We start from the raw sequence: 15,615 nt of genomic DNA on the forward strand, positions 1-15,615 counted from the left end.
CGCCGCTTTTGCGGACTGATTGTCGCCATCACCCATAGGGCCTGACATCAGCCATTATGACCGAAGCCAGCTTGTTAACAAGATAGTATTTTAGATTGTATACTATTTGCACTGATGGCAGATTGGTCCCATGGCGACCGCCAAAACCTCGAAAAAGCTGCCATCGCGCCGCGACGTGGCGACAACCGCGGGGATGCCCTCCTCCGCCGAAGCGTACGAGCGCGAGCCGATCGCGCATGTGATCGCCAGGAAGCTCGAGGAAGACGTCGTGCTGGGAAGACGCCATCCACGCGAGCGCCTGGTCGAGCAGGATCTCTGCGCGGCCTTCGACACCCATCGCGGCGACATCCGGCTCGCGCTGTTCGAATTGGAAAAGCGCGGCATCGTCGAGCGCATCCCCAACCGCGGCGCGATCGTGCGCGATCTCAAGCCGCGGGAGGTGAGCGAGATTTATAGCGTGCGCGAGGAACTCGAGGTGATGGCCGTGCGGATTCTGCCGTTCCCGGTGGCGGCCGCCGACATCGTCAAACTCGAGGCCGTGCAACGCGAGCACGGCAAGGCCGTCGATGCCGGCGACCTCCTCGCGGTGTTCCACAGCAATGTGCAATTCCACCGTGCCCTGTTCGGGCTATGCGGCAATGGCTGCCTGATCGAGACGATCGAGAATCTGGCGCAAAAGGTCTCCGGCATCCGCTCTTACGCCTACGCCAACCCGGGCGCGCTCAACGACGCCCGCCAGGACCATATGGCGATGATCGAGGCCCTGCGGCACTCGCGCCGCGACGAATTGATCATGCTGACGCGGCGTCACCTCAAACCGGCGGAGCAGGCCTATATCCGCGCCTACCGGCAGCGCTTCGGCGACGGCGCGGGCGCCTGACGCACCCCAAAACGATTCCCGCGGGGCCGTTGCCCCTGCCCGGCCAATCGGCTAAATGAACCCCCGAAGCACCCGTAGCTCAGCTGGATAGAGCGTTGCCCTCCGAAGGCAAAGGTCACACGTTCGAATCGTGTCGGGTGCGCCACTTCGGTACAAAACTGGGCACTCCAAAACCTTCCGTTTTTGCGCTGGAAGCGGCGACCAGCGTGCGCAGGAGCACGCTTTTCGAACCCATGATGCGCACCTCCTTCGCGTCCACTTCGACGCGTTGGGCCAGCGCGCGGAGGTGGTCGCGGCGGTAGCCGCCGGACTCGGTCCGCATGCGCCTGCGAGCCTGGCTGGCGAAGGTTTTCAGCGCCTGCGGCGTGATACTCGGCCCAGCCCGATCGAGCGCACCCTCGGTCCGCTCAGCGTCGGCGCGGGCCTGGTCGCGAACGGCCTTCAGCTCGGTCACGCGCTCCTTGAGCACCGGATCGGATACGTCAGCGATGCCGTTCTCGATCGCGTCGTAGAGGCGTTTGAGTTTGGCTTCCGCTTCGGCCGCGCGCTTGCGCAATTCGGCAATATGCGTCGTTCGGCGCTCGGCGCGCTCTTTCCGGCGATCGAGAACAGCCGACAGGATTTGCTCGAGACGCTTGGGTTGCAACAGCCGCTGCGCGATGTGCTCGGCCACAACAGTGTCCAACTTTTCCATCGGAACGGTGCGGCCCTTACAGCCGGTCTCGCCCTGCCGGGCCTTGGTGCAGCAAGTGTAGTACCGGTACCTACCGCTCTTCCCGGTTCTCAGCGTCATTGCGCCACCGCAGGCAGCGCAAAAGCAGATGCCGGTAAGGAGGGTTGGTCCGCTGACGACGCGCGGCGCGCTCATTGCGGGGCTGCGTGCCCTGAGTTGCGTCTGCACGGCCTCGAACTCGGCGGCCTCGATGATCGGCGGCACCGCCATTTCGATCACGTCGGCTTCCGATTTGCGCTGGCGGGTCTTCCAATATTTGGTGTTGAAGCGGTGACGGCCGATATACGTCGTGCGCGTCAGCACCTTGTGCACGGCATCGACGCCCCAACGTCCGCGGTCGCGCGTTCGAATGCCGGATTCATTCAGATGCTTGGCAATCGATTTGACACCCATCGATCCGGAGGAGCCGTTTCCTTCGCGTGCCAGGCGATAGATCAGCCGCACGGTCTCCGCTTGGATGGGATCAACCTCCAGTGTCTTCTTGATGCGATGGCCGCGCTGCTCGGCGGCTTCCACGATGCGATAGCCGATCGGCGGCAGTGCGCCGTTCCAGAAGCCTTGGCGCGCATTCTCCTTCATCGCCCGCAGCGTATGCTTGGCGTTTTCCTTGGACTGGTATTCGTCGAACAGCGCCATGATCTGGCGGATCATGTTGCTCATCGGATCGTCGCCGAGCTCCTGGGTGATCGACACCAGACGTACGCTGTTCTTGGCAAGCCGGCGGACATAAAACTCAAGCTGGAACTGGTCGCGGAAGAAGCGGCTGAAGCTGTGCACCAGGATCACGTCGAACGCCGGCGGCTTGACCGTCGCCGCGTCGATCATGCGCTGGAACTCCGGCCGTCGATCGTCGGTCGCAGACGCGCCCGGCTCGACATAATCGGCGACGATCTCCCAGCCGCGCGATGCGCAGTAGCTTTTCGCCTGCCGCCGCTGGTCCGGGATCGAGAGATCGCTATCGGCCTGCCGGCCCGTCGAGACCCGCAGGTAGAGCGCCGCACGAACCGCAACAGCCATGATGGCGTCCCCCTCTAGACCTTCTCAAACAACTCATCAAACAGATCGCCGAACCATGCCTCGAACACATCGACCTCGGCGTCAGTGACCGGCACGTCATTCGGCCAATTATCGGTCACCGTCCAAGTCACCGAGGCGCGCTTCGGCTGTCGCCGGCCACGACGCGCGGGCGCCCGCGCATAGGCGTAGAGATCGTCAAGCGGCGCGCTAGCGAGCACACGCCGCCGCGATTTCTGAGATGAAGCCATGGCGCCACTGTGGCAAGCCTGACTGCTCCGCTGAACGGCCGATGTCTACGCCACGTCACGCCATGGTGCTGCGAGAGAGGCCAGCCGCTCAAGGCAGGATAAAAGCCACAAGTTGCGGCCGGTCGGAACATCTGCAATTTCAATCGCGTTGCACACACTACGAGTGTCCTACGCAATTTGTCATTCCCGTCAATGCGATGTCATTGCATCGCTTTGGACACCTTGTGGGGCCAAGATGACCGCTTCCTTTCGACACGGGCGCGGATGCTCTCGCGCACAGCAGCAAAGAGCCGGGCCAGTGGAGCACCGTCAAGGCCGCAAGCCGGCGGAGCCGGTCGCGCGAAGCGCGAGCCTTGACGGCGCTCCACTGGTCCGGCAGCGGCCTCCCATGCGATCATGGCTGGACATCGTCCCCAGGACGCGCGGCAAGCCGCTAGGCTGCGATGGATGGCGCCCGGGATATTGATACCAAACGCCTTTTTCGTTGAAGCGGCACTGGGGCGTTTTGCACGGTGCCGTTACAGTGCCATTTTAAACAATGTACAAACAAACACTTACGACCCCCGACGGCACGGAGCGACATCGTCGCTTTTATCTTGCCGTCGCCATCAATCTCGCCAATCGCGAGGGGGCCGCCAGAACGGCTGGCGCACCTCGTGGTTGACGACGCCGGGATCGATGCAGAGGTCGCGCAGCGTCCGCTCGTCGCACTTCGCCAGCTCGCGGCGTCCCAAGTGGCGGCGGCGCCACTCGCGCAGCGTCGCGACGATCAAGCCCAGGGTCAGGCTCCAGCTCGCGCGCGGTGCCACCACCGGTGCAAGGCCTGAAGACCCGGCCTTGTTGCCCCTCACCGCGGTTCCCTCGCGCGGCCATAGGAGATCGCGATCGCGCCTGCGAGCAGCACGGCGACCGAAATCACAAGCGAGGCATGCGCGCCCGCAATGAACTCGTTGCCCCCTCCGACCAGCGAGCCGAACAGGGCAACGCCAAGCACGCTGCCGGTCTGCCGCGTCGCGTTCAGCACACCCGCGGCGATGCCAGATCGCGACTTATCTACACTGCCGAGCAGCGTCGAGGTCAAGGGCGGCACTAGCAGGCCGAGCCCGCCGCCAAGGACGAGGAGCTGAGCGCCGATCGTCCAGTAGCTCGTGTCTGAGGCCATGGGCAGCAGCGCAACGCAGCCCACGGCCGTGATCACCGAAGCCAGCGCGATGGTTTGCGGCGCGCCGAGGCGTTCGCTGACCGACGCGGCGACGAGGTTGGCGGGCAGCACCATGGCCATCATGGGCACGAAGGCGAGGCCCGTTGCGAACGGCGACCAGCCACGGATATTCTGGAAATAGAGGCTCAGCACGAAGATCAGGCCGTAGAAGGCGATGTTGAAGAGAACCCCGACCAGCGCGGTGAGCGCGAACATGCGATGGGCAAACAGCGAGAGCGGGAGCATCGGTTGTGGCGCGCGCGCCTCGCGCCACACGAACAGGAATCCGACCACGGCCGCCGCCGCGAAACCCACGATGACGAGCGGATGGCTCCAGCCGAGCCTGCCGCCCTCGATCAGGGCGCCGGCCAGCGTGCCGAGCGCTGTGACCGCCACGGTCTGGCCCGGCAGATCGATTTCGCGCTGCGAGAGTCGCGGCGTCTCCTCGGCATAACGCCAGGCGAGCCAGAGGCCGGCGGCGCCGATCGGCAGGTTGACCAGAAAGATCGAGCGCCAGCCAACCAGCGCGATCAGCACGCCGCCGACGAACGGCCCTGCGGTGAGTGCGACGCTCGCGCCTGCTGCCCAGAAGCCGACCGCGCGGCCGCGCTCCTTCGGATCGGCATAGGCGTGATTGAGCAGCGTCAGCGAGTTCGGCACCAGGATCGCCGCCGCCAGGCCCTGCACGGACCGCGCGACGATCAGGAACACCGCCGACGGCGCCAGCGCGCAGGCGAGCGACGCCAACGTGAAGATCGCAAAGCCCGCCATGAAAATTCGTTTGGCGCCGAGGCGGTCGCCGAGCGCGCCGGCGGTCAAAATGAAGGCGGCAAACGCGATGGTATAGGCGGTCACGACCCATTGCAGCTCGGCGACGCTACCGCCGAGCGAGGCGCCGATGCTGCTCAGGGCGGTATTGACGATGGTGATGTCGAGCTGCACCACGCCAAGGCCGAGGCTCATGGCGGCAAGCGCCAGCGCCGTCGCGAGCGGTGAACGGGATGACGTGTTGTCGGACTGGGCTTGTTCCGGCCGCCCCGCGACTGCGCGAATGTTGGGCGAAGTTGTTTGCATGGGTCATCCTCAGTTATCTGCGGGAATTTTGCGGCTCAGATAGGCCCGATTTTGCGATTATCCTTCGATATCAATCGAATTGTCGGAGCGCGGGATGATCTTTCGCTTCATGGCGGCGCTTACTTTCGCGGGGCACATCGGTGTCTGCGCAATCTATGTTCCGCGATCGGACCAGTCTCGCGGAACTGCTACCGTCCTGGCCGTAGTATTTGTGCTTGGCGGTGCGTTCTCATCGGCGTAGGAGGAGACATGGACACGGGACCCAAAATCGCCCAGGTCGCGGCACTCGTCGGCGATCCGGCGCGCGCCAACATGCTTAGCGCGCTGATGGATGGCCGAACGTTGACCGCCACGGAACTCGCCTATGTGTCCGGCGTGGCGCCGCAGACAGCGAGTGGCCATCTTGCGAGACTCAGCGACGCCGGATTGCTAGCGCTCGAAAGGCAGGGCCGACGACGATATTTTCGTCTGGCCTCTCCGCTCGTCGCGCGCATGCTGGAAGGTCTCATGGTCTTGGCGCAGGAAGGCCCCGCCCGGCAGCGCAATCTCTGGCGTGGCGGAGAGACGCTCCGACACGCGCGTACGTGCTATGACCACATGGCCGGCCGCATTGCCGTCGCGATCGCCGACCGGCTGGCCCAACAGTCGTTTATTCTCCTCGACGAGGATGGCGGACAACTAACCGATGCCGGTCGGTCGTTCTTCGATGAGGTCGGCGTCGATCTTCGCCTCACCTCCAAGCGCCGAGTGTTCTGCCGACCCTGTCTCGACTGGAGCGAGCGCCGGCCGCATCTGGCCGGGGCGGTCGGTGCTGCCATTCTTCGACACGCTCTCGATCACGATTGGGTCGAGCATGTCCGGGATAGCCGCGCGCTCGTCGTGACCCCTGTTGGTGTTAGTGGACTCGCCACAACCTTCGGCATCGAGGGCGCACCCCCGACGGACGGCCGCGAAGGGCGGGTTGCATCATGTGGCGTGCCGAGCGGGAAGTTTGTCTAAGACCGCGAAGGTGTCCGAAGGCTTGGGCCGCTGCAGGCGTAGCGCGAATTCGCAGGTCGTCGCGGTATTGCCGATTGGAGCGCGTGGCAGGCTCCGGCATCATAGCGCCACGGCGAAGCAATAGTGCCCATCTTCATCGGCCATGGCGCGCCATTTCATGCTAACTGCGAACGTCGAGAGCCGCCGATTCCACGCTCGCAGCGGCGATAAGTGTCCGCAGCAGTTCGGTTTTGCGACGCAAAAGGCGGCGCACTATGCTGCCGTGCAAGGCCTTCGACCATGAAGAAGCAAGTCCTGTTCATTCAAGGCGGAGGCGCAGGGACCTATGATGAATGGGACAGCAAGCTCGTCGATAGCTTGAGGCGAGAACTTGGGCCCGGCTACGACGTCCGCTACCCGCGCATGCCGAACGAGGCGAATCCCAGCTACACCATGTGGAAGGCCGCGCTCGCGGAAGAGATCGCCGGCCTCGACGATGGCGCGGTGCTGATAGGCCACTCGCTTGGCGGAACTATTCTGATAAACGCACTCGCGGAGGCGGCGCCGAATCGGAAGCTTGCTGGCGTATTTCTCATCGCAGCACCCTTTGTTGGCGCTGGCGGCTGGCCGAGTGAAGACATCAAGCCAACGGCCGAACTCGGCGGGCGACTGCCTCCAAGGACGCCGATCTATCTTTATCACGGCAGCAAGGACGACACTGCGCCGTTTGCGCATGTCGATCTTTACGAGGGGGCGATACCTGGCGCGATCGTGCATCGGCTCCGCGGCCGCAATCATCAGCTCAACGACGACTTGGCCGAGGTCGCCGCTGGTGTCCGCGCTTTGACGTGAGGCGGGCCTGCCCAGCCGAAGCCTGCGCCGCCGTGACCCACTTTGGTCCGGGATTTGGCCTGCGGAAATTTGCGGCTCCTCCCTTACCCAGTTCGCAGAACGGCAAGTCTTCAAGCCCAATCAAGTTTCAACGGCGCTCGTCGCGGGGTTGTTCTCCCGGGCCGTGTTCCCGAGCAATCAAGTCCTCGAGCCATAACGACTCGTTCCCCTCGGCGGGGACGCGCGTCGACTGCAATTGTCTCGTCCAGTTGCAGGCTTGCGGGTGATAAAAGACTTCGCGACCGCCCTTCGCCAGGATCGCGAAAAAAACATAGCGCTGTCCAGGTTGAAAGAAGAATTCGCAGTCCAGCGTTGCGTAGACGTCCATCAGCTTGATGGTGCGCGCGAGCCTTTCATGGCCTTTCCACACGCGGTCGACCTCAATGAGCCATGCATGGTTTTCTGACTGGACGACCTTGCCGGTAAACACATATTGGGCGCGGTCGAAGCCAGCCTCGGGAGAGATCGGATCGCAGCGACACGCGTGTGCAGCGCCAGCGCCCCACACCCAGCAGATCGCCAATACAAGGAGCCTCTCCAGATTCTTCATTCTTCCCACTACCTTCGTCGGCTCCGCGCTCCGGGCTACTCGCGCCTGAGAAGAATGCCGCACCTCGCGCATGCGAGTGGCACAGGTGGTTGGCAGGAAAGCTGTGGCCACCAGCCGGCGTTTAGCTCGCCGCGTCCTTGATCGCGGTTTCGAAGGTCTTTGCGTCGAAGGCCGGCATACTTTGGATCCGCCCCAGGCCCTGGGTCGCGTACCAGACGGAGAATGCGAGCATCGCCGCCTCATTCGGCGCATCGACGATGTCGACGAAATCGTAGTAGCCCTGCGTGTAGTGGATCGACTCGATCTTGATGCCCAGCTTGTCGAGTTTTGCCTTGGCCTTGCTGGTCCGATCCGATTGCTTGCTGGCCCACTCCGGGCTCAGATTACCAAGCAGCACATATTTCATGGCTACCTCCATGTCATGTTGATCATGCGCGAAGGACCCACGATTATACGCCTTCCGCGGACCCGTGCCATGCCGTTGTGCGTAGCGGGAACCACAAGAAACGGGCTCCCCGGCCTATCTCGGCCGTCAAGTCCTACAGCCAGCGCCGTACTCGCGCGCGGTAGCGGCGATAGACGCCCCCGAACTTGCGCTCGAGATAGGCTTCCTCGGGTACAATCCCGACCACGAATCAAGCGGCCGGCGCCCCTCATTTCCGCTATAATAGAACCATGACGATCGGGATTACCGGACCCGAACGGAAGGTACCAAGGCAAAGCGCCGTGGTGGGGCTGATTATTGCGGCCGTCTTCGCCGGGATTTGCCTGATCCTGCTCTGGCTCACGAGCGACTTCCTGGTTGACTGGCTGTGGTTTTCCGCGATCGGCTATCCGGAGGTTTTTTGGACGACGATCGGCGCCAAAGCCGTCGTCCTTGTTGCAGTCTGGACCGGAACTGCGGTCGTCCTTTGGTTGAACGGATGGCTCGCGGTGCGCTTAGCCCGACGGCAGCCGCAGCAATCTGTTGCGGCCTTCGTATGGAATCTTGCGGGCAATGCGCCGCCGCCCGACCTGTTCGCGGTCGTGCGCGATCGGCTGCCGTGGTCCCGGGTTATCGCGGGCGGCGCAGGTTTGCTCGCTCTGCTGGTTGCCGCGGCAGAAGTGGCCAATTGGGGCGCCATTCTGCAGTTTTTCTATCACGTTCCCTACGGCGCCGACGATCCGCTCTTCAACAAGGACATCAGTTTCTATCTCTTCGTACTGCCGGTCTATATCCTCATCAAAAACTGGATGCTGCTCACACTCGTTCTGAGCGCGCTTTTCGCCGCGGCGATCTACTGGGTGCACGGCGAGATCGAATACGACGTGCAGCGCCGATCAATGTCGCCGACAGTGATTGCTCACGGCTCGGTGTTGCTTGCTCTCCTCTTCGTCGTGAAGGCCTGGTCGTACGTTCTCGACCGTTATCTGCTGCTCCATGGCGACAACGGCGTCGTCGTCGGCGCCAGTTACACTGATGTGCATGTGGGGCTGCCGGGCCTGTGGCTAATGATCGGGCTGTCGATCATCGCGGCGGTTGCTGTGTTGGCAAACCTCCGGGTCAGGACCTACCGGCTTCCTGCCGCCGCGGTCATGCTTGTCGTCATCGGCTCTTTAGTGCTGTCAGGCATAGCTCCCGTGCTATTCCGGCAGTTCTTCGTCAAACCAAGCGAGTTGGAGCTGGAGAAGCCCTACATTGAACGCAACATCGCGCTCACCCGGCAGGCATACAATCTCGATCAGATCGCAGCCAAGCCGTTTGCTGCCGAACAGAAGCTTACCTTCAAGACGCTCGACGCCAACAAGGCGACAATCGAGAATATCAGGCTGTGGGACTGGCAGCCCTTGTCGGACACCTACGCGCAGCTGCAGGAGATCCGCACCTACTACAAATTCCATCATCTTGACGTCGACCGCTATTGGCTCGACGGCTCCTACCAAAGCGTAATGATCTCGGCCCGCGAACTGCGGCCCTCCTTGCTGCCGCCGAATGCCCAGACCTGGGTCAACCGCCACGTGCTGTTTACTCACGGCACCGGCGCGGTGATGAGCCCGGTCACTCGCAAGAGCAGCGAAGGGCTGCCATTCTTTTATTTGCGCGACATACCCCCTGTTGCGGACGGAGGCCCCCAGATCCGCGAACCGCGCATCTACTACGGCGAAGAGCACGACAGTTACGTCATCGTCAAAGGGAGCACGCCTGAGTTCGACTATCCAAAGGGAAAGGACAATGTCTACGCGGCCTATGACGGCACCGGTGGCGTTCCGATCGGATCGATGGTGTGGAGAGGCCTGTTTGCTTATTACTTCAACGACCCGAACCTGGTGCTCTCCAGCTACATTACCGCCGACAGCCGGATCATGATCCGCCGCAATATCCAGCAACGGGTACAAACGATCGCTCCCTTCCTCAGGCTCGATCATGATCCTTATCTGGTCATCAGCGATGGGCGGATGTTCTGGATGCAGGACGCCTATACGGTGAGTTCCTATTTCCCCTATGCACAGCCGGTGCAAGAGCTGAACCTCAACTATATTCGCAATTCAGTGAAGATCATCGTCGATGCCTATAACGGAACCGTCGACTTTTATCTGATGGACACCCGTGACCCGGTCGCCGCAACCTTCCAGCGCATCTTTCCGAGCTTGTTCAAGCCATTCGCGGCGATGCCGCCAGACTTGCAGAAGCACATCCGCTATCCGGAGGACCTGTTCCTGATTCAGGCGCGGCTCTATCAGACCTACCACATGGAGGCGGCCGACGTTTTCTATAACCGCGAGGATCTCTGGCAGTTCCCGCGCCAGCCGGGCGGCGGCGGCATAGCAACGATGGCACCTTATTACATCATCATGCGGCTGCCCGGCGAGCCGCAGGCCGAGTTCTTCCTTATGCTTCCGATGGTGCCTAGCCGCCGCGACAACATGATCGCGTGGCTCGCCGCGCGCTGCGACGCGCCCGACTACGGCAAACTGATCGTCTACGAGTTTCCCAAGGAGAAGCTCGTCTATGGACCATTCCAGATCGAAGCGCGGATCAATCAGAGTACCGAGATATCGCAACAAATCACGCTGTGGAATCAGATGGGCTCGCGGGTGATACGCGGTGCGAACTTGCTTGTGATCCCGATCGAGAATTCGATCCTCTATGTAACGCCGCTCTATCTGCGGGCGGAGCACGGACACCTGCCGGAGCTGAAACGCGTGATCGCAGCCTACGGCGAACATGTGGTGATGAAGGAGACACTCGCCGAGGCCTTGTCAGCGCTGTTCATGGAGCCCGGCGCTACGCCGGGAGTTTCAACTACGACAGAGGAGAGGCCCGCCACCGGCCCGGCGGCAAGTCAGGCACGGGAGGCGCTTGATCGCTACAATCAAGCAGTGGAGCGATTGAAGTCCGGAGATTGGAAGGGCTTCGGCACGCAGTTCGATGCGATGCGCGAGCTTCTGGAGGAAATGAACCGACGCCCCACCGGCCCCTAGAGCGGGATGACTTTTCTTCGAATCGTCATCCCACTCTATCTCTTTGATTTACGCATGATCTTTTCGGAAAACCGGTACCCACTTTTCCGGATCATGCTCTAGGGCCCCGAACCTTCAGTCCAGCGCGGCCTCCGACCCGGAAATTGCGAACGCGGGTGCGGCACCGCGGTGCAACAAGCAGCGGTAAGTCCGTCGCGCGACCGCGCGCAAAGGCGCGCCATGCTGCTGCGGCCACAAAGCAAGATGACAACTTGACGCTACAGTGGCAGACTTGGTTTCAAGCCAGGCGCGGCACGAAAAGCAAGAAAATAAGAACGAAGCGGACGCGCCAAGGCCACGTCGTCAAAGGGAGGAGATGGCTCATGAAACGCTTGTTTCTGGGATCGATCGCCGCTGCCCTGATGGCATCGGCGTTTGTTGGATCTACCACCGCAGTCATGGCGCAGACGAAGACGCTGAAGATGCAGGCCACGTGGCCAGCGTCGCTCACACTTTATGATAACTTCACCTACTTCGCCGAGCGGGTGAACAAGCTATCGGCCGGTACCTTGAAGATCGAAACGATGCCCGCCGGCCAGGTCGTGCCGGCGTTCGAGGTACTGGACGCGACCCACAAGAAGGTGCTCGACGGATCGCATGCGTGGGCCGGCTACTGGACCGGCAAGAACAAGACCGCGATTCTGTTCACCGGCGGTCCCGGCGGCACCTTCGGCATGGACTATATGGACGTGATGGGCTGGTTCTATCACGGCGGCGGCCTCGATCTTTACAACGAGTTCTATCAGAAAGAGCTCAAGCTCAACGTCGTCGTGTTCCCCATCCTGCCTGCAGGGCCGCAGGCGTTTGGCTGGTTCAAGAAGCCGATCCAGACAGTCGAGGACATGAAGGGCATGAAATGCCGCCAGACCGGCATGGCCGGCGAAGTCTGGCAGGCGCTCGGCTTCACAGTGGTCAACATGCCGGGCGGCGAGATCATTCCCTCCGCACAGCGCGGCGTGATCGACTGCGCGGAATGGGTCGGCGGCATCGAGGACATGCAGCTCGGCTTCCACAACGTCTGGAAGTACCACTATTCACCCGGCTTGCATGAGAACGTGACAGTCGGCGAAATCGTGATCAACGGCGATGTGTGGAAGGAGCTCAGCACTCAGCACCAGGAGATCATCAAGTCGGCGGCCAACGAGACATTCCTCGTCTGGTGGACCAAGTGGCAGCGCCAGAATGCCGACGCGCTGATTGAGATGCAGCAGAAGCACGGCGTACAGATCCTGCGCACGCCGACCGAGATCCTGCTGACCTTCATCAAGAAGTGGGACGAGATCGCGGCGGCCGAGGGCGCCAAGAACCCGTTCTTCAAGAAGGTGCACGACTCGCAGAAGGCCTATGCCAGCGCTGTGGTGCCGTACAAGCGGTCCTATTTCCCGCCATACTCATTCATGGCGAACTACTACTTCCCGGTCGAGAAATAGGGCCTCGTCCGAGGGCGGCCGGTTCGGCCGCCCTCCATTCACGCGCAGCCCCGCCTGCGTCGCGCCGCAAGGCGCGCCGCACGAACGGTCGGCGGTAGGGTGAGGGATGGCTGAGACAACAGACAGGCAGTCGCCGGCGCTACTGGCCATGATCCGGATCATCGACGGCTTCACGGATCGGACCGGCACGATCATCTCGTGGCTGGCGGTGCCGCTTGTTCTGGCGGTCGCCTACGAGGTTGGAGCGCGCTACCTGTTCAACGCGCCGACGATATGGGCCTACGACGCAACCTACATGCTCTACGGCTCGCTGTTCATGCTCGGCGCCGCTTACGCGCTGCACAAGGGCGCTCACATCCGCACCGACTTCTTCTGGGAGAAGTTCTCGATCCGCAGGAAGGGCCTGATCGACACGATCTCTTACATCGTCTTCTTCTTCCCGAGCCTGATCATGCTGCTGCTGATCAGCTGGAACGAGTTTCACTACTCCTGGCAGATCAACGAGATGTCGGACCAGACGCCGTGGCGGCCGGTGCTGTGGCCGTTCAAGTTCGTCGTGCCGCTTGCCTGCCTGTTGCTGCTGATCCAGGGCGTTTCCGAGTTGATCAAGAGCATCTACATGCTGCGCACCGGCGTCGAGCTCGAGCGCAAGGAGAAGGTCGAGATATGACCGCAGAAGCGCTCATCGGCGTCATCATGCTCCTGGTGCTGCTCGGAGCGATCTTCATCGGCGTGCCGATCTCGTTCACGCTGCTGTTTCTCGCCTTTGCGTTCGGTTACATGGGCATGGGCGCGACGGTCTTCGACCTTGCCTACTTCCAGACCATCGGCCTGATGAAGGAAGAACTGCTGGCCGCCGTGCCGCTGTTCATCTTCATGGGCTTCATCACCGAGCAGGCGGGGCTGATGGAACGCCTTTTCACGGCGTTCCGCATGCTGCTGGCACCGGTGCGCGGCGCACTCTTCCTCGTCGTCATCCTGACCTCGACCGTGTTCGCGATGGCGACGGGCATCGTTGGAGCAGCCGTCACCGTTCTCGGCATCATGGCCTCGCCAATCATGACGAAGGCGGGTTATGACGCCAAGCTTTCAGCGGGCACCATCACGGCGGGCGGCACGCTCGGCATTCTCATTCCCCCGTCGGTGATGCTGATCGTGATGGGGCCGGTGCTTGGGGTGTCGGTCGCCGATCTCTATGCTGCAGCCTTCGGGCCGGGCTTCCTGCTGGCCAGCCTGTACATCGCCTATCTGATGGGCCGCGCCTTCATGAACCCCAAACTCGGGCCGCCGGTGCCAATGGACGAGCGGATCTACTCGGCGGGGTACATTGCGCGCGAGGTGATCGTCGGCACGCTGCCCCTGCTCGGGCTCATCACGGCGACGCTCGGCTCGATCATCGGGGGGCTTGCGACGCCGACGGAGGCCGCCGGCATCGGCAGCGTCGGCGCGCTGATCCTGTCCATCGCCTATGGCAGATTCTCGCTCGGCGGACTGCAACGTGCGCTGATCTCGACGATGGCGACGTCGAGCATGGTCCTGCTGCTGGCGGTCACGTCGAACATTTTCGGGGCGGTGTTCGCCCGCCTCGGCTCGGCGAACTGGATCACCGAGACGATGCTCGGCCTCCAGTTGCCGCCCAGCCTTATGCTGATTGTCGTGCTGTTCCTCATTTTCCTGCTGGGTTGGCCGTTCGAGTGGCCGGCCATCATCCTGGTGTTCCTGCCGATCTTCTATCCCGTCGTGAAGGGCATGGGCATCGACCTCATATGGTTCGGAGCATTGGTTGCGGTGGTGCTGCAGACCGCCTTCCTGTCGCCGCCGGTCGCCATGTCGGCGTACTATCTCAAGCAGGTGGTCAAGGGCTGGAGTCTCGCGACGATTTACGCCGGTATGTTCCAGTTCATGATCCTGCAGGTGATCTGCGTTGGGCTGATGATCGCCTTCCCCGGCATTGCGACCTGGTTCCCGCATACGCTGCACGAGGCATCGCGCAGCCAGGTGATCCCCGAGGCGCACAGGAAAATCCTGGAACAGCAGAAGCTGGCACCGTCCCTGGAAGACGACTGGTTGACACCAAAAAAGAAGTAGCCGGGCGGCGGCCGATTGAGTCGGCTCCTCCGGTTTCGCGCTGCTCGCGCCTGAGAGGTATGCCGCACCTCGCGCATGCGAGTGGCACAGGTTGTTGGCAGGAAAGCTGCGGCCACTACCCGGCGCTTAGCTCGCTGCGTCCTTGATCGCGGTTTCGAAGGTCTTTGCGTCGAAGGCCGGCATACTCTGGATCCGCCCCAGACCCTGGGTCGCGTACCAGACGGAGAACGCGAGCATCGCCGCCTCATTCGGCGCATCGACGATGTCGACGAAATCGTAGTAGCCCTGCGTGTAGTGGATCGACTCGATCTTGATGCCCAGCTTGTCGAGTTTTGCCTTGGCCTTGCTGGTCCGATCCGATTGCTTGCTTGCCCACTCCGGGCTCAGATTACCAAGCAGCACATATTTCATGGCTACCTCCATGTCATGTTGATCATGCGCGAAGGACCAAACGATTATACGCCTTCCGCGGACCCGTGCCATGCCGTTGTGCGTAGCGGGAGCGGCAAGATATGGGTTCCCCGGCCTATCTCGGCCGACAAGCCCTACAGCCAGCGCCGTACTCGCGCGCGGTAGCGGCGATAGACGTCCCCGAACTTGCGCTCGAGATAGGCTTCCTCGCGGGCGATCACACCGTAGCGGATGACAAGCGCGAAGGGCACCAGCGTCATCAGCAGCCAGAGGCCGTTGAAGGCAATGGCCAAGCCGATGAGCCCCAACACCATGCCGAGATAGATGGGGTTGCGCGTGAAGCGGTAGGGGCCGGCCTCCACGATGGTCGTGGTCGGCAGGTTGGTGGGCACGTTCGAGCCGGCCCGGGTCATGGTAAAGATCGCCCACGCGAACAGCGCCAGCGCAAGGACAAACACTATTGCGCCGAGCCAGCCTGCAGATATCGCGGCCGGCAAGAACGGCAAGGGCATGAGCCAGTTGAGCGCGAGCCCGGCCAACACCGCGAGCGCCCACGCGATCGGCGGCCGGACAATGACGCCAGCGGTATCTGTCGTGTCAGCCATGGCGGGAC

15 protein-coding genes and 1 tRNA gene are annotated in these 15,615 nt (G+C 62.3%); 8 read left to right on the forward strand and 8 right to left on the reverse strand.

The features are described 5' to 3' along the window. Positions 1-130 precede the first annotated feature (130 nt). Together V1294_RS02225 and V1294_RS02230 are read left to right on the forward strand one after the other, a co-directional pair. Positions 131-880, forward strand: coding sequence for a GntR family transcriptional regulator (locus V1294_RS02225; RefSeq protein ID WP_334494886.1), 750 nt, complete (start codon positions 131-133; stop codon positions 878-880). 68 nt (positions 881-948) lie between these two features. After that, positions 949-1,025 (forward strand) — tRNA-Arg (locus V1294_RS02230). Here V1294_RS02230 and V1294_RS02235 read toward each other — a convergent pair. The 4 genes from V1294_RS02235 to V1294_RS02250 form a co-directional block, all read right to left on the reverse strand. Further along, positions 996-2,630, reverse strand: coding sequence for a recombinase family protein (locus tag V1294_RS02235; RefSeq protein WP_334494888.1), 1,635 nt, complete (start codon positions 2,628-2,630; stop codon positions 996-998). The genes V1294_RS02230 and V1294_RS02235 overlap by 30 nt on opposite strands. A gap of 14 nt (positions 2,631-2,644) precedes the next feature. Further along, positions 2,645-2,878 carry a hypothetical protein gene (locus V1294_RS02240; RefSeq protein WP_334494890.1) on the reverse strand — a complete coding sequence of 78 codons (234 nt, stop codon included), beginning with the start codon at positions 2,876-2,878 and terminating at the stop codon, positions 2,645-2,647. A 608-nt stretch (positions 2,879-3,486) separates the two neighbouring features. After that, a complete protein-coding gene (locus V1294_RS02245; protein ID WP_334494892.1) occupies positions 3,487-3,729 on the reverse strand; it encodes a DUF1127 domain-containing protein in 243 nt (80 codons plus the stop codon). After that, positions 3,726-5,153 carry an MFS transporter gene (locus tag V1294_RS02250; protein WP_334494894.1) on the reverse strand — a complete coding sequence of 476 codons (1,428 nt, stop codon included), beginning with the start codon at positions 5,151-5,153 and terminating at the stop codon, positions 3,726-3,728. Before V1294_RS02250 ends, V1294_RS02245 begins: the two co-directional genes overlap by 4 nt. Before the next feature lie 249 nt (positions 5,154-5,402). Here V1294_RS02250 and V1294_RS02255 point away from each other — a divergent pair, with 249 nt between their 5' ends. After that, positions 5,403-6,152, forward strand: coding sequence for an ArsR/SmtB family transcription factor (locus tag V1294_RS02255; RefSeq protein ID WP_334494896.1), 750 nt, complete (start codon positions 5,403-5,405; stop codon positions 6,150-6,152). A 279-nt stretch (positions 6,153-6,431) separates the two neighbouring features. Next, positions 6,432-6,983 carry an alpha/beta fold hydrolase gene (locus tag V1294_RS02260; protein ID WP_334494897.1) on the forward strand — a complete coding sequence of 184 codons (552 nt, stop codon included), beginning with the start codon at positions 6,432-6,434 and terminating at the stop codon, positions 6,981-6,983. A 127-nt stretch (positions 6,984-7,110) separates the two neighbouring features. On the opposite strand, the gene V1294_RS02265 is transcribed toward V1294_RS02260, so the two are convergent. After that, positions 7,111-7,572, reverse strand: coding sequence for a hypothetical protein (locus tag V1294_RS02265; RefSeq protein ID WP_247782056.1), 462 nt, complete (start codon positions 7,570-7,572; stop codon positions 7,111-7,113). Positions 7,573-7,693: 121 nt separating this feature from the next. Next, on the reverse strand, positions 7,694-7,978 hold the full coding sequence (locus V1294_RS02270) for a GYD domain-containing protein (RefSeq protein ID WP_108512575.1): 285 nt from the start codon (positions 7,976-7,978) through the stop codon (positions 7,694-7,696). A gap of 269 nt (positions 7,979-8,247) precedes the next feature. Between V1294_RS02270 and V1294_RS02275 the strand changes: the two genes are divergently transcribed. From V1294_RS02275 to V1294_RS02290, 4 genes are all read left to right on the forward strand, one after another. Then, positions 8,248-11,034 (forward strand): UPF0182 family membrane protein, encoded by a 2,787-nt coding sequence (locus V1294_RS02275; protein WP_334494898.1) that lies wholly within the window; start codon positions 8,248-8,250, stop codon positions 11,032-11,034. A gap of 362 nt (positions 11,035-11,396) precedes the next feature. Beyond that, on the forward strand, positions 11,397-12,503 hold the full coding sequence (locus tag V1294_RS02280) for a TRAP transporter substrate-binding protein (RefSeq protein WP_334494899.1): 1,107 nt from the start codon (positions 11,397-11,399) through the stop codon (positions 12,501-12,503). Between the two features lie 106 nt (positions 12,504-12,609). Beyond that, positions 12,610-13,173 carry a TRAP transporter small permease subunit gene (locus tag V1294_RS02285; RefSeq protein ID WP_334494900.1) on the forward strand — a complete coding sequence of 188 codons (564 nt, stop codon included), beginning with the start codon at positions 12,610-12,612 and terminating at the stop codon, positions 13,171-13,173. Then, positions 13,170-14,591, forward strand: coding sequence for a TRAP transporter large permease (locus V1294_RS02290; protein WP_334487247.1), 1,422 nt, complete (start codon positions 13,170-13,172; stop codon positions 14,589-14,591). Before V1294_RS02285 ends, V1294_RS02290 begins: the two co-directional genes overlap by 4 nt. Before the next feature lie 126 nt (positions 14,592-14,717). Here V1294_RS02290 and V1294_RS02295 read toward each other — a convergent pair whose 3' ends face one another. Further along, positions 14,718-15,002 (reverse strand): GYD domain-containing protein, encoded by a 285-nt coding sequence (locus V1294_RS02295; RefSeq protein ID WP_108512575.1) that lies wholly within the window; start codon positions 15,000-15,002, stop codon positions 14,718-14,720. Positions 15,003-15,136: 134 nt separating this feature from the next. Next, complete coding sequence (locus V1294_RS02300) at positions 15,137-15,607, reverse strand: methyltransferase family protein (RefSeq protein ID WP_334487249.1); 471 nt, start codon at positions 15,605-15,607, stop codon at positions 15,137-15,139. Positions 15,608-15,615: the final 8 nt, after the last annotated feature.

Origin of the sequence: Bradyrhizobium sp. AZCC 1678 (assembly GCF_036924765.1) — a bacterium.
In the GTDB taxonomy this organism is placed as follows: domain Bacteria; phylum Pseudomonadota; class Alphaproteobacteria; order Rhizobiales; family Xanthobacteraceae; genus Bradyrhizobium; species Bradyrhizobium algeriense.